Raw genomic sequence first — 24617 nt, 5'->3', positions numbered from 1 at the left:
CTATGAAAAAGACACGGGAAACCCTTAACCGACTGCCAGACAATACAGTGATTGCCCTCCGGGTTTACACCGATGGCGAAACCCAACGCCTCTATATGTGGCAGCAAAGCGCTCAGGGCATTGTCACGCTCAAGGTCGACGGCGCGGAACCGGTGCCGGTGTCTGCCATTTTTGATGGCGACACCGAAGAAACCTCAACACCGGCCACGCTCTCCAAGGTTGCCTTTATGGATATGGCTTACCCGCTTCTGGGCGCTGGCCTCGCTGGTGTGCAGCGTTACGGCGAAGTGCTGACGCAAGCGAAGGCGAGCGCGGCCCCGCTCGTGGTTGCCGCCATGGAGCGCTACACCCACGCGACCGAGTTTGAGCGCGACGATGTAGCGGCCTTTCTTGACATTCTGGTGGCTGATAGCGGCGTGGACCTGACCAGCGCCGAACGGGACACGGTAGTGGGCGGCTGGCCCGATGAAACCGCAGCTTAAACTTATTCTAGCTGTCGGCTTCCTCTTGGTAGCTGGCGGCGCTCTAGCTTGGAGAAAACTTGTGCGCAATATTGAACTTCCCGCCCGTATCGCATGGGGCGAGGCCCGCGACCAAGGCCGCGACGGTATGCAGGCGGTGTTGAATACCATCGACAACCGCACGCGCATGGACCTGTTTAACGACAACCGCGACGACTGGTGGGGCGAGGGCTACGCCAATGTAGCCACCAAGGCAGCACAGTATTCGGCATATAACGAGAATGACCCGAACCGGGCCAAGCTTGAGGCCGTGACCGACGCTGACCCGATTTTTGCGGAAGCTGTTGAGCTGGCGTCCCTCATGGTGCGCGGCCAACTACCTGACCTCACGGGCGGTGCGACGCATTACCACAACAACAAAATCAAGCCTCCGTTCTGGACCAAGAACGCGACGGTGACGGCCATCATTGGCAACCACATCTTCTACAAAGGGGTGGCCTAATGCCCGCGCTTCTTCTCTTGTTCGCCGGTGGTGGAGTAGGGGCGTGGCTTGGCTCCCAAGCTGATGATGCCATTGAAACCGTGACCGGCGAGCGCGGCGGCATCCCTTGGCTGCAAATGCTTCTCCTCGCGGCTGTCGCTTTCTATCTCTGGAAATGGACCCGGAAATGAACGGCTTTTACTATGTAAGTACCTATATAGCCGACCAAATCCGCGACCTTTTGGGGATGGAAAGCGACACCGCGACGGTGACGACGCGCACGCTTTCAGGCGATCAGGCCGGGCAAACCGCTATCAAGGTGACCGAAGGCAACCGCGAGCCATGGCTTTGGGCCATCATCGCGCTTTTGGTCGGGGCGCTGATAGCGCTGGCCGTGAAAGGTCGCGGCTAATGACCATTGAACAGCTTCTAATCATCGCATTTGGCACCCCCACAATCGGGCTTCTCACCGGAATATTCTTCCGCATGGGAAAGCTCGAAGTCAGCACCGCAGGGCTGAAAGAAGACAACAAGGCAATCTGGGTTGAGATCAACCGGCTTAAGGAGAAACTTGCATGAAACTCTATCAACGGAAAAAGCGCATTCAGGCAATGTCACAAATCGCCCAGGCGCAACCAAACCCCTATGAGGCCATGAGCCACGACGAGCTTGTTCAAGCTGGCCGTGCGGCGGGCCTTCCACCCTTCTGCGGCGGCTGGCCGCGGGAAACCATCATCAACAAAATCATGGAGACTGCACATGGCAACTAAACGTAAAACCACCAGCCGCCGCACGACGGCACTCAAACCCGGTACGCGCCGTGTGAAAGGCCGCGTAGTGCCGAAGAAAGGTTATAAGTTCGTCAAGAATGGCGGCGGGCGCGCAATTAAGGCTCGGGGCTAATGGGTATCCCGATACTGGATACCATTCTGGATGTGGTCAGGGGTCCGCTTGATAAGCTGGTCCCTGACAAAAACCAGAAGATGCAGCTTGAACACGAGGTCACCATGGCCGTGTTGAGTTCGGGTTTGTCACAAATGGAAGTCAACAAGCAGGAAGCCGCCCACCGGTCGGTATTTGTTGCAGGCTGGCGCCCGGCTGTCGGTTGGGTCTGTGCAGCCGCGCTCGCTTGGCACTTTATGCTCTATGACCTTGCGGCGTGGCTCCAGCTTGCGTTCTTCCCTGAGACACCGCCGCTGCCAGCCCTGAGCGGCACCGGTGAGCTGGTGACCGTGCTATTTAGTATGTTGGGTCTCGGTGGGCTCAGGAGCTTTGAGAAGATGAGGGGACTCACAAGGTAAGACCGTCCTCGTACATTGAACACTATTGACCTGAAATGGTAATCGCTTAATAGTGTTACCAATTATCGTTACAATTGTTCAGTTTAACTAGTTCCATGGGGGTGGGCGTTGAGCAAAATCGACCTAAACACAAGGTTTATCTCTGAAAACCACAAAGTATTTGTTTTGCATCCGGGTAAACGGAAGCGATTTTACGAAGACTTTGCTGAGCGCAATGCCGTATTTCTGGACATTCCCGGTACTCAATTACCTCAGAACCTTGATCTGGAGAATGTGCGCCATCGAGCAGCGATTTATATGGGAAGGCACATCGGCCAGTGGTATCGGAATTCACAATCCACCAAAAATAAGCCGTCCTCACAAATTTCAGCCTATTTGAACAAAGTCGCTCAGCAATCCACCATCCCGCGCTACATGTCAGAGGCAAAAGCTCTGTATCGTACCGCGAAACCCGGTGATCTGGTCGTTGTTCCGGGCAGCGGATATATGTCGCGCGTATTTATTGGGGAATTTACAGATACGTTCGACCCGGCACATAGTGTTGCCGCTCGGATTTATCCTGCCGACCCCATTCCAGCAAGAAATGTGAAATGGATACATACACGCCAGATCAAAGCCCATTTCTCTGATCGCTTGATTAAACTCATGCAAAACCGGCAAGCGTTGATCGAAATTAGCGATATTGCAGAGAAAAAGGAAATCTATGATCTGTGTTATAAAGAGTACAATCTCGGTGACGAGGCGCAAGGTAGGATCAGAGTAACCAAGTCTCATATCGACCTTCGGGACATGGTCGATGCAAATGATTTTGTTTCTTATTTCGTAGCAATGTACTCTGCCAAACTGCGTGGCGAACTGCCTGAGTTTATGGGCCTTGATTGGAAGGCCGCAGCAGAAGAATTTTACGATAGGGACTTATTAACTGATACCAGCTATAGTATTAACTCGCCGGGTTGGTTAAAGCTACGCAGTTCCAAGTTTGTGTTGCCCGCTTTTGTAGGCGTATTGTTAACGCTGGCGTCCTCGGGGGCAACTCTGGATCAGGCTAAACAGATAGAAATTTCTAACAGTAGTATGGTCACCAACAATGAGTGTGTACTTGAGATTTCTCAGACGGTGCGCGAAACCCTAGAAATGATGAATGCTGGGGAGTGGGAGCGTATATGTCGGGAAATGAAGGAACTCGAAAAGAATGTGGGCTTGGAAAGTACCATGACTTTGAAGCCCTAACTGACTTTTGGGTTCTCTGATGCCCTTCTTTAGGCGACCGAAAGGCACTTGTGATGTCTGGCGATAGAAAAAATGGAAATGGTGGTTCGGGAATGTTGTCCAAACTGGACATATCCAATCTTATCTCAGGTGCACTGGGTAGTCTTATCGTACTTTTAGCTACATTTCTTATGCAAGCAGACCAGCGACAAAAGGACAGTTTGGAGAAAGAGATTGTCTATGCAGAAAGAATGTCGGCTGACCTAACAAATGAATTTGCGAAACTCACCCTGCGTGTCGCTGAAACTAGGGGAATTCCTCAAGTGGATAAAATGACTGCGCTCGACAAGATGTCAGAGCTTTATCAAGCAGTTGGTCGGGTCGAAAGTCGCATTACGGTTGTTCCTGTAGAACTTCAGGAATATAAGTCCGCACTCAACCAGCTTCGATCTACAATGGTTTCTGCCGACAATTTCATGGAATTCAAACCAGTCTTAGAGGCAATGGGCTCGGTTAAGGAGGCGGAAATTCGCGCCTTTTCTTGGTTGGCGACGGAAGCTGCAATAAAAAGATCCAGCTAACCTCCTACGTAATATCCAATTGATTTACTCTACATGTTCCTGATATGTTCTCATTCAAGAATGGGAACATTAAGATGTGTGGACGGATGCAGCTCGAAGAGCCACCAACGTGGGAACAGCTTCACGGCTATTACAGCACCTTTGCTGGTCCACAGTTTAAGAATAAACGAACACCGGGCGACGTGGCACCCACAGACCGTGCGCCAATCATCGCTTTACGAAATGGCGAGCGGCGCATGGCCGAAGCTCGTTGGTGGCTTGTGCCTGAGTGGGCGAGGGACCTCAAGCAGACCAAGCACCACATGTTCAATTGCCGGGACGACAGGCTCCGGGAAGCCCACGAGGAGTTCAAACGAACAAGGCGCGTGAACGGTCCGTTCCTAAAGCCCTTTCTTCAAGGCAGGCGCTGCCTGATCCCTGTGAACGGCTACTATGAATATTTTCAGGGTAAGCCTGTCCAGTTCGTCATGAAAGACCAGCCCATATTTGCCCTTGCTGGAATATGGAACTGGAACCCAAATATAAAGACGCCTGATTGGCCGGGCGGTGTCGTATCCTTCACTATGGTCACGACCGAACCCAATCGCCTGGCCAAAATGTTTCACCACCGTATGCCGGTCATTCTGGACCCATGTGACTATAATCAGTGGCTAAGTCCCAACACGCCAGCCTATGAAGCTTTGGCTATGCTCAGACCGTATCGAGGGACGGGGTTGAAAGTGAAACCCTTTGAACCCGTTGACGACGGGCAGGCGGACTTGTTTGCTGATGAGCGAAGGGGCTAACGCCCCTTGCTAACTTCAAGTAATCTATTAACTGTACGCACGCTACAATTGAGTTTTCTAGCAATTTCGCCATTTGAATAGCCGTTCCTGCGCATGCGCCGTGCCGTTGTTCGCCTCGCGCGTAATTGCGAACGTTCAACTCGTGGCTTGATTTCCCGCCACAGAAAGCGGGAGTGTTCATCAGGCACACCATAGTGGCGCAGTTCGCAAATAGCCTGATCTAATGATTTGCCATGTTCAATCATCATCGCCACAAGCACGTCCACGTGTCGGCGGTGTGTTATTGCAGCAACAGTTTCTAGTTTTTTGCGCTTTTTTTCTTCGGCTGAATTTTCTAATTGACGGGCCAAATCAGAAAAAACTTTGCTCATGAAAATAGCCGCGTCAGGATGAATATCAGTGATAAGAAGCCGCCCATCAGGCGACAGATTAAAATACTCGTTCATACAAACTCCCCAATAGTGGGAAGAGCATTTTCAAGTTCTGTACCATCACGGGGTCACAAATAGTTTAGCTGCGACACGGACTTATTAATATTTCCCATAATATAAATTATGCGCTTTATGTTGTTACGACTACCTTCCAACTTGAAGCCCTTGCCATTGTGACGTGTCACTAAACTTGTCACTGGTGTGTTGTGACGTGTCACTAAACTTGTCACTGGTGTGTCACAGTTGTGTCACCTTGCGTAAATGTGCAATTTTCGGAAAGAACATTGAGAATCGAAAGCTTAACTAACTTTCGTAATATTGCTCTGCTAATGGCCTGATAGCACACTTCGCACAAATTGCCGTATCTGGCTGAATTCTTCTTCATCGAGCGAAAATTGTTCAAGAACTCTTTGGACAAATTTAGGCCCATGACCGCCAACATCTTGAAAAAAATTTTCAATCTCGCCTACCCGCACAAGGTGAATGCCAATACCTCTTAGATAACATTCTATCTTATTATAGGAATCTTGACCCACACCTTGTGGTATAACTGCGTGTCCACCCTTCTTGACAATTTGCCAAGGTTTATTCTGGCGAAGCAGATCGTTGATTTCTCCTTTCGGTAACTCCTGTCCAGCAGTTGCCGTCAGGAGTGATCCAATGTCGCACCTAATCTCGTCAGCCGTTTTGGCAGAAACTCCGTCCCGAACAACCGTGTCGAGTTTCTGCCAATCTGTTTCGATATCCGCCCACTTGCCCCCAAAGGAGCTAACTGTTCGCTTCAGGTGTTCCTTATCCGCTAGCAAATCAATATCTAAGATACCACTTGTTTCCACCCCCAGTTTCCTCATCGAGGCTGCGGCTTTTGTAATGCCCGATTTGCCATTACAGGGAAAGAATGCGACGTCTATCGAGATTTCGCCAAGTTCACGCAGGAACTCTGCAACTATATTGTATAACTTGCAGTCGGCGTCCGCTTCACACAGTACCGCTAATTCATGGAATATACCGTCCATTATGTTTGAGTATCTCAACTCTGGCGTTTTCCTTAGCTCAAAGACTTCGCTCGGGTTTATTTCATGTGGGTGGTTTTGATGAGCTCCACGTGTGATCCTTATTATCCGTACCTTTGATGTTTCCTGATCCAAAAGCCCCTTCAATAAGTCGATGCTATGGGTTGCCAAGATCATTTGATTTGGCGCTTCCTGGCCAAACATTGTACCTAGCCGTCGAGCTTGTGGGGGGTGTAAAAATGCCTCTGGTTCGTCTATCAATGTAATATCGTGTCTTGTGACTAGAGTTTCCAAAAGCAATCCTGCAAAACAGCGCATCCCGTGGCCCTGTTCTTGCAACGATGGTAACTTACGTACCTTTTCGACGTAGGCTGGATCTATAACTTGTTGATTGGCTTCTAACTCTGGCTTAACGCCAACATGAATGGGAATTACCGATCCGCCCTTATAGTCAAGCACCAAATCCTCGCCAAAAACTGACTTAAATAAGATAGACGTTTGGGCAAGCAGCTCGTTGCTGTCATACAAAAAATGGCTAGGCTTCTCACCTTGCTGGTTGGGTTGGACATGTTGTTGATTCTTGGTTGAGTCTAACCTGGAATCTGCATCGATTAGCTTACAGCAGAAAGGTGCCAGCTGACCCAAAAATTCAATCTCATCTTTTGCTAGGTAGCTTTCAGCCCAATCAACGACAATTCTATATGGACCTGCCATCAAGGTATTGGCAGACCCTTTTCCCAATTGGAAATTCTGTTCCCAGGCCGTCTTGAAGTTAGTCGCATCAGAAGTTCGGCCAATCGAAATATTAGTTACACAAATCGCATTAATGTTATCGGTGAGATTAGACCTATGAATAAGATTTCGGATGTCCATTAATGCTCGCGACTTCCCTGCATTATTGGGGCCAACCATTACAACGATTTCTTCCGATTCAAGTTCTATCTTGGTGCCATCAGAAAAGCTGATTTCCCTTATAAAGACTTTGGGGATCACTTCCTTTTCTTGCTGCATTGTGGTCACCGCCCCGCTGGAAGTTGACTTCTAAAATTATTGCCAGAGTGTCGATTTAATGAGGTCTCAGAAAACTCCCTAATCGGATATTTCAATATCGTCGAGCAGTTCCAAAATTGCACTGGCTTTCCATACTATTCCTAAATCAGACTCTGGATTTATGCGACCGCTATATATTCCCAAGAAACGGGCAACTGGTCCATTAAAGGCAACAGTGCTACCATCTTGCATTGACACCATTCCGCCTGAACGATGCGCAATTACAGCCGACCCAGATTGGCCTGGCCTAGACCTACAATCAATCAAGAACGTTGGGAGGTCGGCGTAATCTACAAAATGCTCAGTTGCCTGGAATCCAGTAGCCCAAATTGCGAGAGACCCTCCCCCTCTCAAACCGAATGGAAACCCAACTACACTCACGGTGTCAGCTGGTCCTACAAATATATCTGGACCAGGATCTTGCAAGCTATATGGATATATTGCCACGTCCTCCAATTCGGTTAGCTCTAGCGCTACGAAATCCGCTGTGGCCTCCAACGTTGGATGTTCAAACCATAACGGTTGACCTTCTTCATCTAGAAGGCGTTCGGTTTTTGGTGACCAGCTCCCTAGTCTATTATGCACATTATGCATAATGATTACTTCGTTTGGAATACCACCAGTTGGCGATAGCGGTTGTCCATTATCTTGTCGACGACCAGTTACATTGTGGCGATTGGTAATAAGAAAGTTGACCCCTTCTTTTTCGACCACAAAGCCACTGCCAGTAGCAAGAGGTTGCCCATTGAAACACATCTGTATGAACAGCGATTTTACGGAAAATTCTGAGATTGCAGGCATGTTGGTTTCACCTATTTGGCACCCAAAGAGAGAAATTTATGCAACCTATACAATAATAACACGGTCTAGTTAAAGCCCTTACTTTGAGGGCATCTTAGTGACTTCGCAATCATCAGCAATTAAGTCTTTTCAATTTACTATCGATAACTATCACTTATCGATACGTGCATCACCATTCCAGCAGGTAATTATCGCATCCGCCAGGGCGATCCTCATCGCGCCCAAACCTATCCGCAACCGCGCATCCAGCCGCGTCGCTTGCGTCCGTACGCAGAACCCGAATCCCCTCACCTTCCAGGAAAGACACAATCTCTGCGTCCGGCAGGGTGACAGTCTGATACTTTTTCGGCCCACCAGAAATCAGCGCAATCTCGGGCGACACATGGCGCACGAACTCAGCCCGGGAGGAAGTCTTGCTGCCGTGGTGGCCCACTTGCAGAATGTCCGTGTCGATGAGTGCCGGGTAATGCTCGACAAGATGCTTCTCCACATCGCCAAGAGCCGCAGACGGCAGCTCGCGCGGACCAGACTCTGCGTCTCCGACCAGGAGAAGCGACTTCGATCCGAGGTCCATGCGGATCACGATTGAGTTCTCGTTGAAGTCACCACCTGCATGACCGTTGGCGTGGAGGATGGTGAAACTGGCCGTATCATCAAGTTTGATCACATCACCCTCGGCAAACTGCCGCCAGGTGTGGCCGGAGAGGTCATGGTTTTTCCGGACCTTGATCTGAGGCGGCTGGGGCGGCGCAACGGCGGTGTTGTAAGCAAGCCCCTGCTCTGCAGCTACCCGTTCGATGATGCGGTCATAAAACACGGTGTCGTTGATAGCACCACTGTCCCACATATTCGCGACTGCATAGCAGTCGAATACATCATCCATGAGGGAACCGTGATCGTCGTGGGGGTGTGATAGCACCATATGGTCAATGCGGCGCTCCGGGAGGTTTGCGACCGGCCAGGGGTCACTGTCCGGCACACATTTCTTGGCGCCAGATGGGCCCAGCGCAGCATAGAGATAGGCTATAACTCGACTTTTGCTGCGGCCGCTCGATTGGTTGCCAGACTTATCGTCGGCAGACCCTGCGTCATAGAGCAGATTCCAGTCGTGGCCTTGAACGAGCACCGATAGCCCTGTTCCAACGTCAATCAGATGCAAACGGTAGTGCCCCGCATCTGGCGGTGTTGCAGATAAATCTGATGCGCTCGATACTTGCCTAACTTGAATGGCTTGAGCGTGAACTAGTGATTGGCATGCCGACAAGCTCAGTGCCAGCGCCAAGCCACGGACAATATTCCGCAAACCATGAGAGTTCATCGTTAGCCCCCTTCTCCCTCTAAGGCGGCATAGTAGCAAAACTCTCTTTAATCGCGAACTAGAAATAGTTTGGGTGACAAGAAGCCTGCTGGGGCAGGCCGGACGCGCACGCGTTCATCGGCTTTTGGTTAGCCTGACTGCTGATCGCGGCAACGGCGAGCCTTTGTAACGAAGCCACTGACGAGCAATTGGCGGTTTCGTTCGAGGGTGCGGTAGACCCTGTTCTCCACCGTGATGCTGTCGCCGTTCTGGGCCACATATGTAATGGCAGCGGGACTGTGCTCCATTCGCCCCTCAACGAACTGGATTGCATCTCTATATGCCGCCAGATGCGCCGCACATTGTTTGGGAGGTACGTTGAGTACATGCTCCGGCGCCTTGGGCGCTGTGCCTTTCGCATTAGCCGCCGGTACCGTTAGAGATCCGCAAAAACAGAGAAGAACTGCTGACATGAAGACGCACGTGCGCATAGACATCTCCCTCAATCACTGAGGTAGTGTAGCATGCATTCGCGAAATGGATAGGATTACGTTTCTATTGGAGGTGGCGCTGACAACCTTCCACCAAGCGCGCAAAATTGACCGCCGAGAAGTCGTCGACAGGCTTACCCGATTTCAGGGCATAATAGATGAAACACAACAGTTTGCGCGCGGCAGCCGTTCGGGCCTTTCGGTAACCTTTTCGGCCCTTGATGCGGTCATAAAAGGCCCTCAAGCTGACATTATGCACGAGTGTTCGATTAACGGCCATGACCAGGGCCGCCCGCGTCCGCGTGTCACCTGCTCGTGTGATGCTGCCCGACTTGAAACGGCCAAACTTGTCCCCTTTGGCCGGCTTGCCATCAGACAGGCGGGTGCGTGGCACTATGCCCAAAAACGAGCATAGCGCTTTGGCACTGTCAAAATGCTCGACGCCATCAATATTGCTTTGTAGGAGCGCTACAGTGATCGGGCCAAAACCTGGGATTGCGTTCAAGATTGCGTAGCCAGGCATTTGCTGGCTGCATCGATTGATCTCGGCATCCAGAAGGTGAACGTTCTCTACAAGATGATCCAGCTGCCCACAGTAGCTTTCATAGGCCAACCGGTCGCCTATCTCGAAGTCCTCAAACGGCTGTGCCAAACGGGCTTTCCGCGCACGCAACACGCGGCGTTCGATGTGGATGCCATTCAGTGAGAGGAGGTTATGAAGGTGCACGAGAAACGCCACCCTGTGCCGGATCAAAAGCTCACGGGCAATAACAAGGGACCGCAATTGCATTGCAGCGTCGCTGCGAAACCGGGCCACAGGCAAGATGTCTTTCTCAAGGCCATATGCCAGCATCCGCGCATCATGCCGGTCGGTTTTCTTGATGGAGCGGGTGATGAGAGCGTACCCATTGGCGTTCACATCAACGAAGCGGCGCACTTTTTGCTGTAGTTTTTTGGCCAGAACTCGGCTCATGCCCATGGCCTCAAGGGCGACTTCATCAAAACAGCTTACAGTCTCGAGGAACGCAGTTTCGCCGTCTGGTGTGCTGGGAAATTCCCGCACACAGTCGCCGCCGTCAACGGAACGATAACAAACGGTGAACTGCGCTTTGTGATAGTCAATGCCAATATATGCCATTTGTCGCTCCGGGTTTGCAGGAGCGGGCTGATCACACCAATGGGCAACACGAATTTTATTCAATCTTTGACCCGGTAACGCGTCATCGCTAGTCGTGCTGGCGGAGGTCCCAACGAAGCCGCAGCGTATTGCGTTCTACGAAATGCAGGCGATCAGCCCATCCCATAATACCGAAACTGCAACCATATGTCTCTTGTTGATCCGGAAACTGGCTTTGAGCAGCCGATCAAGGCTGCTGGCCAGTGTCCTTGCATCCGCTGGACAGGGCAGTGATCTGGGCGCTGAGGCGGCTGACGTCCGGGTGGCGTTCCTGTAGCCCGAGCTTTTTCAGGTTGTCGCGTTCATTTTCAAGCCGCTCGATGCGAACGGCACAGTTGCCGTCTTGCGCTGCTACAGTCGCCGCAAGGGGCATGAGCTTTTCGTCAACGAGCTTGGTCAGCGCATCGAGCTTGCCGCTGAGAACGGCATTTTCTTTCTTGAGCAGCAACACCTCATTTTCAAGCTTCACGACGCGCGCCGCCGTTTGTTCGGGCGTTTCAGCGACAGCAGATGCTGCTGCCGAGAATGAGAGCACTAAAAATACTGTGGTGATATGTGTCCGCATGGTCATCTCCCCCTAAGATCATCCGGCGCCCCAACGCCGCTTTTGGTGATCGTATCGCTCATCCGCAGATCGAGCCCCGAGCATAAATCCATGAAAGTCACTTGTCTTGGTTTTTTAATCCGGGGAAAAGTGCCCTGCCCGTTCTCTAGAACATGCTGGGCTGCAAGGTGTCATAGCGCGACAAGGGCGGCGCGACCGCCCGAACCGCAAAGTTATCGCCGTCATAGGGCCGCATCAAGGCAATCACCTCTTCCATGTCACGTTTGGGATCAAGCCACACATCATAATCTTCGGGCCTGACGATCACCGGCATGCGGTCATGAATGGGCGCAGCAATGGCATTGGGTTCCGTGGTGATCATGGTGCAGGAAATCACCCCTTTCGGCCAATCCGGCGTGCGCACCTTGGGGGCCCACTCCCAGAGGCCCGCGACCGAGAAGATCCACTGGTCGGTGAGCGTGAACAGATAGGGTTTGCCGTTCTTGAACTCATAATAGCCATTGACCGGCATCAGGCAGCGCCGCCCTTCCTTGAACGGAGCAAGATAGGCTGATCCCTTATGCAAGCTGAGCGAAGGTGGCAGGGCCTGCCACCAGCGATACTGCTCGATCAGATTGTCCGCCCGGGCATTGAACATTTTATAGCGGCTCTTGAGCTCAGTCGCGAAACTGGGCACCAGCCACCAGCGTGCTGTGGTGATACGGTGCTCACCGTCCCGGAGCGCCACAATGGGCACAGGATCACCCGGATTCATATCACCCGGTCGCCAGTCCGGGTGGCTCCTCTTGATGGTGAAAGCGCTATAATAGGCGTGTATCTCCGCCCAGGTCGGCGGGTTCTTGCTTTGCATGCGTCCACACATGATCTGGCTCCTCATTTCAGGAGAGAACATATCAAGAACAAATGGTAAAATCGACACACTTATTACGATTACCGTAATCTATCATCGGTATTGGGTCTGATGGGTGGTCCAGTTGGTTGGTCCGGGTATGGTTTTTCGGCTTTTGATTTTATGTCCGATAACTTGTGCTTATCGGCCATAAATGTGGTAAATTGCGCCATGGCCCAGGCTCCAAAATCGCCGAAATCGGGCAAAAAGCGCCCGCCATCGCCGAAACGTCAGGCGGTGCCTCAAAATGCACCCTTTGGCGCGGCTGAAGAAAATGCTGCGCTCCTCATGGGTTGGCTGCCGGTCCAGCAAGCGCTCAAGCAGGACCTCGATGCGGTCTATGCTCGGGCGCAGAAACTCACCCAAATGGCGCGCTCGGAAAACACTCGCCGCGCCTACCGGACGGCGTGGCGCCAGTATGAGGACTGGTGCAAGGGTGTCGGCGTTGAACCGCTTTCTGGTGATCCCGGCACCGTGGCGCTCTATCTCTCGCACTTATCCATCAAGGTCCAGCCGGTCACGCTCAAAGCACGTCTGGCCGCGATCTCGGTGGCGCACCGGCTTGCAGGCCGTACGCTCGATACCCGCCACGAAGCCATCCGGCTGATCCTGCGGGGCGCATCTCGGGAGAAAGGGCTCGCCCCAAAGCGGCAGGCCCGACCGCTCCACTACAGCGCCCTGCCCGCCTTGATGGATACCTTCGACAGAACGCCGCTCGGCATTCGAGACAAATGTCTGGTGCTCATTGGCTTCGCAGCGGCGCTCAGACGCACCGAGATCGCCGATCTCGACATCAAACATGTCACCATAGCCGCAGAGGGCGTGACGATTACCCTGCCCCGCGCCAAGGGCGACCGGCTCGGGCGCGGCGAAAGCGTTTTTGTCTCGCGGCACGATGACGACCGGCTGTGTCCTGTCAAAGCCCTGGAGGACTGGCTGGACTATTGCGGATCAGCCCCCGGCCCGGTTTTTCTGCGCGCCAACAGAAACAATACTTTCCGCAGCACCGGCATCAGCGAGAAAACCGTCAACAGGATCGTGAAGGCGCATGTTGGCACACTCGGCCTGGACGCCTCAGATTATAGCGGCCATAGCCTGCGCGCGGGCCTTGCCACGTCTGCTGCTGAGGTGGGGTGCGACCTCAAGGCAATCATGATCCAGACACGGCTGAAAAGCGCGCGGCAGGCGATGATTTACATTAGGGATGCGGAACGACGGCGCCGGAGTGTGACGAAACAACTGTTTGCGTCAGGGGCTGTAGCTGAGCCAGGTGCCCCGGCTGCCAGCACTTGGCACGCGCCATCAACCAGGACCACGCCGGATCACTGAAACAAGAGCGAAACGGGTGCTCGTGCGCACCCCAATGGCCAAGGACCAAAAGCCCTGCCACCAGATAAAAGCGCCGGTCAGCCACTGATACTAAGTCGCTCATGCGCAGAAAATCCTTGGGGCCCTCACCATATGCATAGAATCTGCGTTGCTCACGCTGGAAGAAATACGGTGCCTGCGAAGCCCAAGGGCTGACTGTGTCTAGAAGGAAACTGACATCCTTCCCCGCGGTAAATGCCGGAAGCTGTGTAAAGTTCCGAAAAAGAGCAGTTGCCACATCATCAAGAGGATCAAAACAGGCTGGCACCACTGTATCACTCTCGCGATGAAGGGATAAAAGCTGAACAGACAAGTTACTTAGAAGTCCCAAGAGAGATTGATAGGCTTTAGTGGTTGTCCGATACCGATCATGTTGATGGTCCCGCACCAAACGCGAGAGCGTTATTAGCGACGCTTTGGCGGGCCAGTCGTGAAGCGCTACCCCGTGGTCGTGGCAGATTAAACTAGCCCAGTTAGCCCAGATTTGGCGACCATAGACTTTATCCCTGCCCTTCGCCAGATCCTCAGTCCAACATTCAAAGCAATAAATATCATACCGGTCGCAGCAAATGCCGCCCCTACTGGCAGCCTCCATTGCTTGCAAGGTTTCAAAAGGTATATCCGTCAGACTGGACAATTGCGCAATATGATCGTGGGTCATCGCACCACCCAAGATATCTCGGTCACATAAACCACTATCCTGAAATATGGTCGCTAAAAATGTTCTCCGGTCATGCTCATTGGCTTCAGCTAACCGCTCTAACCATGAAAGCAGGGTTTCATCAGGTAGAGGGCGGCAGGCGAAAGTGACGGGTGCGACTGATCCTTGCTGTAACATTGAGAACCCGGGCCGTGGTGAGATATTCCTCGCCTTCACGCAAGGCTTCTTTCGTTGCATCCTGGAGCGCCGCAAGAATACCGCCGGTAACTCCTTCTCCGAATCTGATGAGCTCATTGACGATCTCCATATCTTGGTAAATAGCTTCGCTATACCCCTCCCTTAGAGGCATGTTTTCCAATATGCTGTGCACTAGCTGCTGGGCTTCGCTGTCAGGCTGCCACACTGGCAGCTCGAACTTTCGGAAGCGCCGCTGTAGCTGTGAATCCCGTTGAAAATATGCCTGTAATTCCGGCGTGCCGGAAACCACCACTGGACGCCTCAGCAATCCACTGATCAGCTTGGCTACTTCGAGGGTCTGGCCGCACTCCTTACTTGTGCTTTCCTTAATCCGTTGCAACTCATCGAGGAGGACGATCAGGATGCCAAGGTTTGGCAATTGTTTTGCTGCATAGCGAACCATGCCGCCCAAACTAGTATCCGATGGCACCAGCCCAGCCTGACACAAAATTTCGTACATCAGCTCTTCCGGTGTCGGCGGGATCGGCGTTTCTACAAATAAGACCGGTTTTCTCAGCGTGCCAGTTGTCGCATCTCGCGCTGGCGGATGGCGATGCAGCAGTTCCTTCAAGATCCGCGTTTTGCCGATGTTACTCTCGCCAACAAGAAGGATGCACCGCGGTCGATCATCGTCTGGCATGGCCATCAGGTCTTCGAACTCGTTTAGCGCCTGTATTGCGTATTTCAGAGGCCACCAAACCGCCAAATGGAGATAATAAATACGCTCTGCGACTGAAAGTTTGAGGACAGTATTCCAGCTTTTGTCAGTCACCCTACCCTCCTATGATCGATGAAAAATGATTGCTGGCCGAACATGTCGCGAGTCTCGCGGTAGCGGCGAGGCAGTATAAGGGCGCGCAGATGACCTCTCTGCTTGAGGCTGCAAACGCTCTTCCCGTTGAGCCTGCTGACCTCCGTTAAGGTCGGGGAGCGCGAGCTGCGCCTCCAAAAGGTCGGCAGCCAATTCAGTCTGACGTTGGTCCTCGTGAGGCCTACCTTTGCGTGCTCTAGTCTGGTTCCAGACCTCCCAATACCGGCATGACGTTTCATACGGGGCCAGCGGGACTTCGAGATGATCAAAGGTCCCATCAAGACTGACGAAAATCCGACTAAGGTCATTGTCTTGCCAACCAACCAGCACTTTCTGGCCAAGGTAAGGAGCAAGTCTGTCGCAATGATACCAGCGGTGTTTGAGTACGATGCCAGCGGGCCGCACATCGCGTTTGTCCCGTTTAAGAAAGGCCCTCTGTGCCTGTAACCTTAGATCGTGTTTTGGTACGGAGACGATATTTTCCTTAAGCCGACAGAACTGGTCATAAGGACTGCAACCCAGCTCGTGGTGAACGGTCATATGATATCGCAAGATATTGAGTGCAATCCAGGTTTCGAAGGCGTCGATGGACATCACCGCCTTTTTCTCGGCTGGATAGTCCTTGCGCTGAACCACATTGCTGAAGGTGGTCCCAGGCAACATGTGGACATTCGCCATGAAGCGTCCAATAACGCGTTCAATATGGCCCCCATAGTGGGGCGAACCGATAGGACGAGGGATACCCTTCATGCCGAGATACATTAACCCTCTTTGAAAACGCGGTGACAAAAACTCCCGCGCATTGTCAAATCTGACAAACCGAGCCCCACCGTACAGCGGCCAGGGGTCAACAATTCCTTTCTCAACGAAAGGTTCAAGAGAGATTCCCAAACGCTCCAAAACGATCTTTTTAGGGGTACACCCCATGAGGATTGTCAGTGCACAGGCTTCCACATTGGGTTTGGTAAGGCTAAGATAATAGCCGTAGATACAACGGGTTGCGACATCGATGGCTAGAGTCAGCCAGGGACGTCGGATGCCTAAACCGAACTCTCGAAGGTCGCACATCATATCAACCATCGTATGGTCAATCTGGATATGCTCGAGCGGTGTCCTCGTGACAAGTTTGCCTGGAAGCATCTTCTGACGCTTGGCTCCTGATTTGTCGCGCCTGGTAGCATTCTTTTCGGACTGCGGGAGATCATTTAGGCGCCGGTAGAGGGTGGAGAGTGATATCTCCGACGTGTTTTTCTCGCGGCAGGCCTTGTTGATCAGCATCAGGATCTCTGTCAGCGATAGATCCTCCGGACGCTCAATGTAATAACGCAGCAAATAGTCCCGAATGATTTCCTCGGTTTCTTGTGGGACGCGTCCTTGTCGCTTGTGACATATGGCCTGATATTTTCGCGGTAAAAAGTGTTCAACCGACATATCTGGCCTAAACTGGGACAGTTTGCGGTAGATCGTGCGCTTGTCATAGCCCAAGCCTAGACCAACGGCTGCCGCCAGACCCTTGGAAACAGTTGGTTTCGCATATAGTTCCTGAATAGAAAGATAGACTCTGTATGCCCGCTCCAGGACTCTTGTTGGTATTTTCTCTACGCTCGACATGGCTACTCCTTTTGGCAAAGGCATGTAAAAACCTGCGCCACGAAACGAATTAATTCCGTGATTTGAGCACTGTGAAATGTTGTTGCGGATAAGAAACGCGGCTAGCGTCGCTACTGAAAACCGATCTCAAGGAGTGCGGTTATTAGCGAACGGCCTGCTTACACGCCATGGTATTTTGTATTGAAACTATTCCCATACGACCTCCTGTGTGTCGCTGTGTCGGAATATTTGAAGTCAGTGTCCGGAAGCATGTCAAGCATGCTTTGGTCGCAGCTGATAGTATTGGGATATATCAGGCACTTACAGGTCAAACTTAAACTACCTGAATCGGCGCCTATCTGAGTTCAATATATTGAAAACGAAGCCGACTCAACCAACCAGATATGGCCAAATACTATATATTTCATATAGTTAGTTCATACAGCGTACTATGCCTGAATTTTTTGCATTATGTATTCTGGCGTACTTTCCAATGTGACCTTAGAGAGATTGAGACGCCATGGAACCCGGCGAGCGGAGCAAAAAGAATGAGCGACGACTAACGCTCATGCGGCGTGCTTACCAACGGTACCCTTCATCTACTTCAAGAGCTTTGATCTCTTTAAAAGCGTCATAATGCTCGGCAATAAATGCTTCAGCAGCAACTTGGTTTCTGTATGTGCTGCCTGATACGTTAAGCTCCAACGTCTTCGCTATAACAGCGACAAAACGGGCTTGCGCAGGCGTCGGAGCACGAAACTCTTTCCTGAGAGCTGAATTGAGAATTTGATCTAACGCATCCCAGGACTTCGCTGACAACTCAAACGAGAAGCCTTCTTTTATTTGCATCGCAATGTTCTCAGCCAAAACACGACGAACGGAAACGTATGCCGTGGCGTCAGCAACCATCATAGGCACGCTAACTCTAGCCAATGCCTTTCGAGTGTTCATCAGCGCCCCCTTTTGTGGACTATCGTCCGTGGTGTTATAGTCTACAAACTTCACAAATGCACGTATGGAAATACATGCTGCACTTGCTAGAAATGTCAGAAAACGCAGAACCGAGCTGGGGCTGTCGCAGGAAGCCCTTGCAGATGCAGCAGGCCTTGACCGCACTTACATCAGTGGCATTGAACGAGGGCTTAGAAACCCGACCATTGAAGTCGTTTCCAAACTGGCATCGGCACTCCAGCAGCAGCCCGCCGCCTTACTTGTCATTAAATGACAGCCCGCACCTTACCAGGTAAAATCGATTGACATGTTCACGTTCTACGATATCGTCAGCTTCGCTAGGCGGTGAGCTTCGTGAGCTAACGCTTCCCCTCGCCGTATTGTGCGAAAGGCCCGCTGCATGCGGGCCTTCTGCATAACAGCCAAAACTCCATTCTGCCAACCTGAGACGCTCCCGCTACCATTCGGTCAGTGAAGTCATGGAGGTCATACACCTCTCTTGCAAATCTCCGCGCGAAATACGAGTGGCGCCTTTGGTTCGAGTTTAGCAAAAAGCTAAAATCACAAACAAGATAGCAGTCTATCGCTCTTCTGTGTTGTTGCCCTATTGTTGAATTGCATCTGGAAAGCGCACTCACCCTTTATGGGGCGCCACCGAACCCTTAAGTGCATCTACACCTGCTTTTGCTTGACTCCCTTTTGCCAACCACCAGTTCTTGAATTGGCTTAGACTATTACAGCTAAAAAGGCCTTCAATATGGCTATAATAAGTATCCAGGTCCTGTCGATAGAACAGTGCCTCCTGGTCAATAACGACATTTGTAAGATCAATTGATGAGTGGTTGCTGACGTCAGGCAATAGCCTCACATCGCTCGAGAAGGGCCGTCCATTTACGTCGAGTGCTAGGAGCACCAACCTTCGCGGTAGCCGCCGTCGTAGCGCCGGGCCTTGCCTTCGCTCAACATGATTTGGTTTAAATTTGTGCCATTTTCATCGAACACGACGCCTAGGATTCTGCCGTAGCGGTCTTTGCCGTGTTCTTCGATGCTCACGCGAGGGCCGACAAGCGAACGCAATAGGTCGCGCTGTTCAAGGGCTAGCTCATGTTCATAGGGACATTCGGCTGTTTTGAGCTCAGCTGTATCTATGCCGAGAAGCCTGACACGTTGTTTAGTTTTTTGGCCGTCGGAGTTAGGGACAAAGATTGTGAGCGTATCGCCATCATAGACATGATCGACCTCATACACGGTGGAGTCGTAAGAGGAGAAGGAAAAGCTTTCCCGGTAGACAGAGCTTGCAATGACGCCGGCCGTAACAATGGCCGCGAGCACAATGACCTTTGAAGGACGCCAAGGTGATTTTAACCGAGCGGGGTGTGACCACGTTTCATAGACGTGGCGTTTCTGTGCCCGTGACACACGATTGCGGCCAAAACTATTTCGTTTGATAGCCAATGATCGGAAGCCCACCCCAAAGTACAATTATGACGGACACAATAACAGCTGTATATTGCGGATCAAAGGAACCCATAAAATTGCAGCAAATGTAATGTTTGGGCTTCCGTTAGACCAGAATTAAGGGGGTAGTGTGAATATTCTTCTCGATGTTTTTGAAAATTACGAAGCGACAAAAAAGGCGACAAAGGGAAAAACAAATTCGATCGGGGCTCCAGATCAAATCGCGCTAAAACAGCTGATACCTGATTATTTTCAGGAGCTTCTGTCTCAGCTGGGTAGGGCTGATGAGTTTGCTGTCAAAGGGTCGTTTGGAAATTCAAACATGGCACGTGTGCCGTGGGTTGGGGTCTTCAACCTCAAAGTTACCAACACCGCACAGCAAGGGTTTTACATCGTTCTGCTGTTCTCCGAGGATATGCAGTCTTGCTACCTGAGCCTCAATCAGGGGTTCACTGCCTTTATCAACGCCTACTCGGCTTCAACGGCAAAGCGGAAGATTGCAGAGGCCGCCAGACTAGCACGGCGTTCTATTGATATAGCGGAAGGAGCAACACCGGGCGTCATTGACCTTTCTGCCACGGGTAATCTGGGTGAAGGGTATGAAAAAGGTGCTATCGAGAGTTTCTGGTATGAACGGGACAGCTTGCCAACCGCTGCCCAACTAGCTCGGGACTTTGGTATTCTGCTTGAGCACTATGACGCCCTGACAACTGTCGTAGAGACCTCGCTTCAAGAGCTCTTACCAGCCAATGAGGATACCTACCAGCAAGCTGTGCTCGAGCGAGCGGCGTCCAAGCGGAAGAAAAAGGAAGATGTCGAGGCCAGCAAGCCTGTGCCTCGTTTGAATTCTAATAGGATTCAACAATATGCGCGGAGCCCGTCAGTAGCAGCAGAAGCGATTGAGCGGGCAGACTTTAAGTGTGAGGTTGATCCATCCCATAAGACCTTTGTTTCCAGTTCGAAAAGTCGGCCTTATGTTGAGGCACATCATCTTGTGCCCATGAGCACCCAATCAAAGTATGAAGTGTCACTGGATGTCGTCTCAAATATCGTAGCACTCTGCCCTTTGTGTCACCGTTCACTTCACCATGCACGGGCCGACGAAAAGAAACAACCGCTCTCACAGCTCTATCAGGCGCGAGCTTCTCAACTACAGGCGCAAGGCATAGTTATTAGCTTTGATGTTCTTCGAAGGATTTACAGCTCTGATCTTATAGACACTGAGGACTGACATATTGATTTACTCTGCCTACAGCGTCGCGACCTTTTCATTTAAAATGTCACTATCCACAGTGACATTTTAAATGCACAACTGTAGCAAGAATTGATGAGAATTGTTGTTTTGGGCTGGTGACAGTCAATAATAACTAATTGAATGAATTAATGTTACGGTGACATCGTTAGGGAGGCGTCACAGCCATATTGTATACGCTTGCCTCTCAATCGTTGTATTCGAGGAGCGAAACCATGATGAAACGCCTATCGGCTGTGACAGCGGCTGTATTTGTCTTGGCGGCAACGTACAGCGTACAAGCCACACAGGTCCCATCCGAGGTTGAGGCACAAGCAAAGACGGAAATCCTCGCTGTCGTTACCGCAATGGAACATGCTTGGAACAGCGGCGATTTCAAAGGCTACATGAACGGCTTTGAAAACCCTGGTGTAAGGTTCGTTTCCAAAGGACGCATAAAAGGCGGATGGCAAGACGCACTAGATAATTACGTGAAAAACTATGGTGGCGCGCCTGACGGACGTGGCGAGCTGCGTTTCTACGATATGACCGTTGAGGTCTATGCACCCGACGCTGCGCTTCTGATCAGCCACTACCATCTTGAGCGCGCGGATCACCCACAAGAAGGCATCAACACCCGCCTTTTTCGGAAAATAGACGGACGCTGGGTGATCAGCATGAACCACGTATCGTCGTTTGAAGCCCATGCGGGCGAGCCCGGCACAGAGGGTGTGCCTGAGCGCTGATATGCACCCTATTCTGCGCCAAGACCACCCAATCAAGGAACTACGAACATGTTATCAATCATCCTCGCTGCAGCACTACAGGTATCAAGCCCCACCAATTCGGCTATAGACCAGTTTAAAGAGACCGGCACGCTGACGGCGCCCAGCCCAACGTCGGAAGGCGATTTTCCACCCGCATTGCAGCCCGCGCCCGAACCTGCCCCACAAAGCCTTGATTGGCCCACGAGCGAAGGGGATTACACTGTTCGTGATTTCAAATTTCGGAGCGGCGAAAGCCTTGCAGAAGTGCGCCTTCATTATACTACGCTCGGCCAACCACACCGTAATAAAAATGGTGAGATAGACAATGCAATCATGGTATTACATGGCACAGGTGGTAGCGGTAAGCAATTTCTGGTGCCGCAATTCGCAAACTTGCTTTATGGGCCGGGTCAGCCTCTAGACATCACAAAATATTGGATCATCCTGCCGGACAATATTGGCCACGGTGCATCAAGCAAACCTTCGGACGGCCTGCGTATGGCTTTCCCCAGATATGACTATGACGACATGGTCGAACTGCAACATAAATTGCTGACAGATGGCTTGGGTCTCAAGCATATCCGTTTAATTTTCGGAACGTCGATGGGCTGCATGCATGGCTTTATTTGGGGTGAAACCTACCCCGACTTTCCGAAAGCACTGATGCCAATGGCCTGTATGCCCACGCAGATCGCGGGGCTGAACCGCCAATGGCGACAACTGACGATGGACGCTATCACAAGCGACCCTGCATGGATGGGCGGCGACTATAAAACGCAGCCAGTTCAGGGCATTCGGACCGCCTCCTCCATCCTGTTCCTTGCAGGTTCCCGGCCGATCAACAATCAGGCGCTGAACCCAACGCGAGACCAGGCGATAACCTCGGTGCGTAAAGCGATCGAGTTTGATATGGCCCGCCGTGACGCCAATGATTTCCTCTACCAGTTCGATAGCTCGCGGAATTATAATCCTTGGCCAGAGCTTGAAGCAATCAAGGCACCCACGATGTGGATCAACTCGGCCGACGATTTTATCAATCCCCGCAACTTCCCCTACCCGGAATGGGCTGTGGAGCGAAATCCAATCATCGAGTTCCGCCTAATCCCCGAAAGTACCGAAACCCGGGGCCACGGCACCCATACGTGGGCAAAGTTCTGGATTGAGGACCTGAAGGCATTGCTGGCGCGTACGGCGGACTAGTCCTCGCACTTTTCTTTCCTACGTAAGGTTTCGCCCGCCAAGACGTTCATATCGAGCGAGCCTTCTTTAACGACGAGTTTGCCGTTTACCAGGAGGAATTGCACGCCCGTTGACAGTTCCTCCGGTGCAGCATAGGTCGCATTAGAGCGGAAAGCGAGGGGGTCAAAGGCGACGATGTCCGCCTTGTGGCCCACCTTCAGAAATCCGCGGTCCTTGAGCCCAAAACTGTCAGCAACGAGCCCCGTGTTCGAACGGATGAACTGAGCCTCCGAGAGGACCTTCTCGTCACGCACATAGGTTTGGTATTTCTCCGGATACGTCCCAAATTTCCGAGGGTGCCCGGTGCTGCCATCTGAGCCTGTCATGACCCAAGGCTGACGCATGAAATTGCGAATATCCGCTTTATCCATATTGAAGGACGCAACTGCGGCATCCCCTTCCCTGATGATGCGCAGTGCGGCATCAATATAAGACATTGCCCAACCGTTGGCGATTTCCTCTAGCGTACGCGCTTCAAGCGCCTCTACATCACCGACAATAAGAAGACTTGCCGCACCGCCACGCCGGCGCAGGTTTTCTGCCATTTCATGTTTGATATCTACAAGCGTTGTTGGGTCGTCAAACCGACGGAGCATGGCGTCTCTTCCGCCGGCAAGCGCCCAGCGTGGCATGAGGCTGGCAGCGATGCTCGTCCCGGACGCGGCCCACGGATACTGATCAGCAGTGACGTCAATGCCATTTTTTCGCGCAGCTTCAACGGCTTCTATAACTTGAGCGCTTTGGCCATGTACATCCACGCCCAGCGCCTTGATATGCGAAATATGTGCAGGAATTCCCGCCTCGCGTCCGACCGCAATGGCCTCGTTCACAGCGCCAACGAGACCTATAGTGTATGTGCTTTCATCACGAATATGGCTGTCATAAACCCCGCAATATGGCTTTGTTGCCTTTGCGAGCAGCACAACTTCGTCCGTCGTTGCGAAGCTACCTGGCGCATAATAGAGCCCTGAGGAGAGCCCCAAAGCGCCCTCCTCCATCGCCTTCTCCACAATCGCCGACATTCTCAGCAGTTCATCGTGGGTCGGTGCGCGGTTCTCCATGCCAAGAACCGCACGCCGAACGCTACCATGACCAACATAAAGCGCTACATTTGTGCCGATGCCTTGAGATTGAAGTGTGTCAAAAATTTCGCCAATATTGATTGGTCCGCCACCGTCGTTCCCTGCAAAAACTGTGGTAACACCTTGCGTTAAGTAATTGATATTTTGATGTTTATCGAGATTAAGCAGATCATCAAGGCTATGGGTGTGCGGGTCAATGAAGCCGGGCGCTACAATGAACCCATCGGCGTGCAATATATGTTTACTGCGCGCGAGTATGTCATCGCTCGCAGGCCCAACATAAGCGATCTTATCGCCTGATGTGGCAACCACATAGGATTGGGCCCCGCCCGCGCTACCGTCATAGACATTACCGCCTACAATGAGAAAATCAAAGGAATGCTGCGTAGCATCAGCTGGCAATGGCACCATAAGGGAACAATACATTGCAGCGACGAGGCCGAAAGCCGCATATGCCCAAGCGCGCCGCGTTCCGTATGCATTCATTTCCGTCTCCCATCCCCTCAGTCCGATAAATCGTTTCACCGCACGACAAAGTGCGTTGATCGAATTTTTGTAGCCGCCCAACGCACACTTGTTCAACTTTCTTTCGCCTTGACGACTTGAAGAATAAAAAACAGGCTAAGTCTTGGCACTGCGTTGGGGGGTGGAAAGTCATTTACTCACATTACCACTCTGCCTACCATCGCG

The 24617-nt window shown here is 51.8% G+C and carries 28 protein-coding genes and 1 pseudogene; 16 read left to right on the top strand and 13 right to left on the bottom strand.

Annotation, left to right across the window (positions count from 1 at the left end):
* Positions 1–2: 2 nt before the first annotated feature.
* The 11 genes from B150_RS0105980 (at position 3) to B150_RS0105930 (ending at position 4818) form a co-directional block, all read left to right on the top strand.
* Positions 3–482: a hypothetical protein gene (locus tag B150_RS0105980; RefSeq protein WP_020398986.1), complete on the top strand. Its 480-nt coding sequence runs from the start codon at positions 3–5 to the stop codon at positions 480–482.
* 61 nt (positions 483–543) lie between these two features.
* Positions 544–963, top strand: coding sequence for a cell wall hydrolase (locus B150_RS19920; protein WP_020398985.1), 420 nt, complete (start codon positions 544–546; stop codon positions 961–963).
* Positions 963–1133, top strand: a complete 171-nt coding sequence (locus tag B150_RS23220; protein ID WP_020398984.1) for a hypothetical protein — start codon at positions 963–965, stop codon at positions 1131–1133. Before B150_RS19920 ends, B150_RS23220 begins: the two co-directional genes overlap by 1 nt.
* Positions 1130–1354: a hypothetical protein gene (locus B150_RS0105965; protein ID WP_020398983.1), complete on the top strand. Its 225-nt coding sequence runs from the start codon at positions 1130–1132 to the stop codon at positions 1352–1354. The genes B150_RS23220 and B150_RS0105965 overlap by 4 nt, the downstream gene beginning before the upstream one ends.
* Positions 1354–1521: a hypothetical protein gene (locus tag B150_RS23215; RefSeq protein ID WP_020398982.1), complete on the top strand. Its 168-nt coding sequence runs from the start codon at positions 1354–1356 to the stop codon at positions 1519–1521. The genes B150_RS0105965 and B150_RS23215 overlap by 1 nt, the downstream gene beginning before the upstream one ends.
* On the top strand, positions 1518–1712 hold the full coding sequence (locus tag B150_RS0105955; RefSeq protein WP_020398981.1) for a hypothetical protein: 195 nt from the start codon (positions 1518–1520) through the stop codon (positions 1710–1712). Before B150_RS23215 ends, B150_RS0105955 begins: the two co-directional genes overlap by 4 nt.
* Complete coding sequence (locus B150_RS23210; RefSeq protein WP_020398980.1) at positions 1702–1845, top strand: hypothetical protein; 144 nt, start codon at positions 1702–1704, stop codon at positions 1843–1845. The genes B150_RS0105955 and B150_RS23210 overlap by 11 nt, the downstream gene beginning before the upstream one ends.
* Positions 1845–2243, top strand: a complete 399-nt coding sequence (locus tag B150_RS19915) for a 3TM-type holin (RefSeq protein ID WP_020398979.1) — start codon at positions 1845–1847, stop codon at positions 2241–2243. The genes B150_RS23210 and B150_RS19915 overlap by 1 nt, the downstream gene beginning before the upstream one ends.
* A gap of 108 nt (positions 2244–2351) precedes the next feature.
* Positions 2352–3473, top strand: a complete 1122-nt coding sequence (locus B150_RS0105940; protein WP_020398978.1) for a hypothetical protein — start codon at positions 2352–2354, stop codon at positions 3471–3473.
* A 53-nt stretch (positions 3474–3526) separates the two neighbouring features.
* Entirely contained in the window at positions 3527–4033 is a 507-nt protein-coding gene (locus B150_RS0105935) for a hypothetical protein (protein ID WP_020398977.1), read from the top strand.
* 86 nt (positions 4034–4119) lie between these two features.
* Positions 4120–4818: an SOS response-associated peptidase gene (locus B150_RS0105930; protein ID WP_020398976.1), complete on the top strand. Its 699-nt coding sequence runs from the start codon at positions 4120–4122 to the stop codon at positions 4816–4818.
* On the opposite strand, the gene B150_RS23205 is transcribed toward B150_RS0105930, so the two are convergent.
* The 7 genes from B150_RS23205 to B150_RS19910 form a co-directional block, all read right to left on the bottom strand.
* The gene (locus B150_RS23205; protein ID WP_155859959.1) at positions 4815–5264 is read right to left on the bottom strand and encodes a helix-turn-helix domain-containing protein; all 450 of its coding nucleotides are present in this window, start codon (positions 5262–5264) and stop codon (positions 4815–4817) included. The two genes, B150_RS0105930 and B150_RS23205, sit on opposite strands and share 4 nt — an antisense overlap.
* 311 nt (positions 5265–5575) lie before the next feature.
* Positions 5576–7273, bottom strand: coding sequence for an AAA family ATPase (locus tag B150_RS0105925; protein ID WP_020398975.1), 1698 nt, complete (start codon positions 7271–7273; stop codon positions 5576–5578).
* 78 nt (positions 7274–7351) lie between these two features.
* On the bottom strand, positions 7352–8113 hold the full coding sequence (locus B150_RS23200) for a trypsin-like peptidase domain-containing protein (RefSeq protein WP_155859958.1): 762 nt from the start codon (positions 8111–8113) through the stop codon (positions 7352–7354).
* Between the two features lie 169 nt (positions 8114–8282).
* Positions 8283–9272 (bottom strand): ComEC/Rec2 family competence protein, encoded by a 990-nt coding sequence (locus B150_RS0105920; RefSeq protein WP_020398974.1) that lies wholly within the window; start codon positions 9270–9272, stop codon positions 8283–8285.
* Between the two features lie 693 nt (positions 9273–9965).
* Positions 9966–11039, bottom strand: a complete 1074-nt coding sequence (locus tag B150_RS0105910) for an IS110 family RNA-guided transposase (protein ID WP_020398972.1) — start codon at positions 11037–11039, stop codon at positions 9966–9968.
* 226 nt (positions 11040–11265) lie between these two features.
* On the bottom strand, positions 11266–11643 hold the full coding sequence (locus tag B150_RS0105905) for a hypothetical protein (protein WP_155859957.1): 378 nt from the start codon (positions 11641–11643) through the stop codon (positions 11266–11268).
* A 145-nt stretch (positions 11644–11788) separates the two neighbouring features.
* Complete coding sequence (locus B150_RS19910) at positions 11789–12505, bottom strand: SOS response-associated peptidase (RefSeq protein WP_162139661.1); 717 nt, start codon at positions 12503–12505, stop codon at positions 11789–11791.
* Between the two features lie 198 nt (positions 12506–12703).
* On the opposite strand from B150_RS19910, the gene B150_RS0105895 reads away from it, so the two are divergent.
* A complete protein-coding gene (locus B150_RS0105895; RefSeq protein WP_020398969.1) occupies positions 12704–13861 on the top strand; it encodes a site-specific integrase in 1158 nt (385 codons plus the stop codon).
* A 532-nt stretch (positions 13862–14393) separates the two neighbouring features.
* Here B150_RS0105895 and B150_RS23610 read toward each other — a convergent pair.
* From B150_RS23610 to B150_RS0105880, 4 genes and pseudogenes are all read right to left on the bottom strand, one after another.
* A pseudogene (locus B150_RS23610) lies at positions 14394–14738 on the bottom strand (TniQ family protein); the annotation flags it as partial.
* On the bottom strand, positions 14683–15570 hold the full coding sequence (locus B150_RS0105890; RefSeq protein ID WP_020398968.1) for a TniB family NTP-binding protein: 888 nt from the start codon (positions 15568–15570) through the stop codon (positions 14683–14685). The pseudogene B150_RS23610 and the gene B150_RS0105890, both read right to left, overlap by 56 nt.
* Before the next feature lie 9 nt (positions 15571–15579).
* The gene (locus B150_RS0105885; RefSeq protein ID WP_020398967.1) at positions 15580–17220 is read right to left on the bottom strand and encodes a Mu transposase C-terminal domain-containing protein; all 1641 of its coding nucleotides are present in this window, start codon (positions 17218–17220) and stop codon (positions 15580–15582) included.
* Positions 17221–17778: 558 nt separating this feature from the next.
* Positions 17779–18150 carry a hypothetical protein gene (locus tag B150_RS0105880; RefSeq protein ID WP_020398966.1) on the bottom strand — a complete coding sequence of 124 codons (372 nt, stop codon included), beginning with the start codon at positions 18148–18150 and terminating at the stop codon, positions 17779–17781.
* 64 nt (positions 18151–18214) lie between these two features.
* On the opposite strand from B150_RS0105880, the gene B150_RS0105875 reads away from it, so the two are divergent.
* Positions 18215–18424 (top strand): helix-turn-helix domain-containing protein, encoded by a 210-nt coding sequence (locus B150_RS0105875; RefSeq protein WP_020398965.1) that lies wholly within the window; start codon positions 18215–18217, stop codon positions 18422–18424.
* 629 nt (positions 18425–19053) lie between these two features.
* On the opposite strand, the gene B150_RS22175 is transcribed toward B150_RS0105875, so the two are convergent.
* Positions 19054–19605 (bottom strand): thermonuclease family protein, encoded by a 552-nt coding sequence (locus tag B150_RS22175; RefSeq protein ID WP_162139659.1) that lies wholly within the window; start codon positions 19603–19605, stop codon positions 19054–19056.
* A gap of 133 nt (positions 19606–19738) precedes the next feature.
* On the opposite strand from B150_RS22175, the gene B150_RS0105865 reads away from it, so the two are divergent.
* From B150_RS0105865 to B150_RS0105855, 3 genes are all read left to right on the top strand, one after another.
* Entirely contained in the window at positions 19739–20839 is a 1101-nt protein-coding gene (locus B150_RS0105865; RefSeq protein WP_020398963.1) for an MrcB family domain-containing protein, read from the top strand.
* Between the two features lie 236 nt (positions 20840–21075).
* Positions 21076–21585 (top strand): YybH family protein, encoded by a 510-nt coding sequence (locus B150_RS19900; protein ID WP_020398962.1) that lies wholly within the window; start codon positions 21076–21078, stop codon positions 21583–21585.
* Between the two features lie 48 nt (positions 21586–21633).
* A complete protein-coding gene (locus tag B150_RS0105855) occupies positions 21634–22806 on the top strand; it encodes an alpha/beta fold hydrolase (protein ID WP_020398961.1) in 1173 nt (390 codons plus the stop codon).
* On the opposite strand, the gene B150_RS0105850 is transcribed toward B150_RS0105855, so the two are convergent.
* Positions 22803–24509 (bottom strand): N-acyl-D-amino-acid deacylase family protein, encoded by a 1707-nt coding sequence (locus B150_RS0105850; protein WP_211205926.1) that lies wholly within the window; start codon positions 24507–24509, stop codon positions 22803–22805. The genes B150_RS0105855 and B150_RS0105850 overlap by 4 nt on opposite strands.
* Between the last annotated feature and the right edge of the window lie 108 nt (positions 24510–24617).

Source organism: Kordiimonas gwangyangensis DSM 19435 = JCM 12864 (assembly GCF_000375545.1).
Classification (GTDB): domain Bacteria; phylum Pseudomonadota; class Alphaproteobacteria; order Sphingomonadales; family Kordiimonadaceae; genus Kordiimonas; species Kordiimonas gwangyangensis.
This window is presented reverse-complemented; position numbering and strand designations above follow the sequence as displayed.

What these genes read in the sequence shown, in the direction of transcription:
- B150_RS0105980 (WP_020398986.1), top strand. Translation starts at nt 3, where the DNA reads ATGAAAAAGACACGGGAAACCCTTAACCGACTGCCAGACAATACAGTG.
- B150_RS23220 (WP_020398984.1), top strand. Translation starts at nt 963, where the DNA reads ATGCCCGCGCTTCTTCTCTTGTTCGCCGGTGGTGGAGTAGGGGCGTGG.
- B150_RS0105965 (WP_020398983.1), top strand. Translation starts at nt 1,130, where the DNA reads ATGAACGGCTTTTACTATGTAAGTACCTATATAGCCGACCAAATCCGC.
- B150_RS23215 (WP_020398982.1), top strand. Translation starts at nt 1,354, where the DNA reads ATGACCATTGAACAGCTTCTAATCATCGCATTTGGCACCCCCACAATC.
- B150_RS0105955 (WP_020398981.1), top strand. Translation starts at nt 1,518, where the DNA reads ATGAAACTCTATCAACGGAAAAAGCGCATTCAGGCAATGTCACAAATC.
- B150_RS23210 (WP_020398980.1), top strand. Translation starts at nt 1,702, where the DNA reads ATGGCAACTAAACGTAAAACCACCAGCCGCCGCACGACGGCACTCAAA.
- B150_RS19915 (WP_020398979.1), top strand. Translation starts at nt 1,845, where the DNA reads ATGGGTATCCCGATACTGGATACCATTCTGGATGTGGTCAGGGGTCCG.
- B150_RS0105935 (WP_020398977.1), top strand. Translation starts at nt 3,527, where the DNA reads ATGTCTGGCGATAGAAAAAATGGAAATGGTGGTTCGGGAATGTTGTCC.
- B150_RS0105930 (WP_020398976.1), top strand. Translation starts at nt 4,120, where the DNA reads ATGCAGCTCGAAGAGCCACCAACGTGGGAACAGCTTCACGGCTATTAC.
- B150_RS23205 (WP_155859959.1), bottom strand. Translation starts at nt 5,264, where the DNA reads ATGAACGAGTATTTTAATCTGTCGCCTGATGGGCGGCTTCTTATCACT.
- B150_RS0105925 (WP_020398975.1), bottom strand. Translation starts at nt 7,273, where the DNA reads ATGCAGCAAGAAAAGGAAGTGATCCCCAAAGTCTTTATAAGGGAAATC.
- B150_RS23200 (WP_155859958.1), bottom strand. Translation starts at nt 8,113, where the DNA reads ATGCCTGCAATCTCAGAATTTTCCGTAAAATCGCTGTTCATACAGATG.
- B150_RS0105910 (WP_020398972.1), bottom strand. Translation starts at nt 11,039, where the DNA reads ATGGCATATATTGGCATTGACTATCACAAAGCGCAGTTCACCGTTTGT.
- B150_RS0105905 (WP_155859957.1), bottom strand. Translation starts at nt 11,643, where the DNA reads ATGCGGACACATATCACCACAGTATTTTTAGTGCTCTCATTCTCGGCA.
- B150_RS19910 (WP_162139661.1), bottom strand. Translation starts at nt 12,505, where the DNA reads ATGTGTGGACGCATGCAAAGCAAGAACCCGCCGACCTGGGCGGAGATA.
- B150_RS0105895 (WP_020398969.1), top strand. Translation starts at nt 12,704, where the DNA reads ATGGCCCAGGCTCCAAAATCGCCGAAATCGGGCAAAAAGCGCCCGCCA.
- B150_RS0105885 (WP_020398967.1), bottom strand. Translation starts at nt 17,220, where the DNA reads ATGTCGAGCGTAGAGAAAATACCAACAAGAGTCCTGGAGCGGGCATAC.
- B150_RS0105880 (WP_020398966.1), bottom strand. Translation starts at nt 18,150, where the DNA reads ATGAACACTCGAAAGGCATTGGCTAGAGTTAGCGTGCCTATGATGGTT.
- B150_RS0105875 (WP_020398965.1), top strand. Translation starts at nt 18,215, where the DNA reads ATGGAAATACATGCTGCACTTGCTAGAAATGTCAGAAAACGCAGAACC.
- B150_RS19900 (WP_020398962.1), top strand. Translation starts at nt 21,076, where the DNA reads ATGATGAAACGCCTATCGGCTGTGACAGCGGCTGTATTTGTCTTGGCG.
- B150_RS0105855 (WP_020398961.1), top strand. Translation starts at nt 21,634, where the DNA reads ATGTTATCAATCATCCTCGCTGCAGCACTACAGGTATCAAGCCCCACC.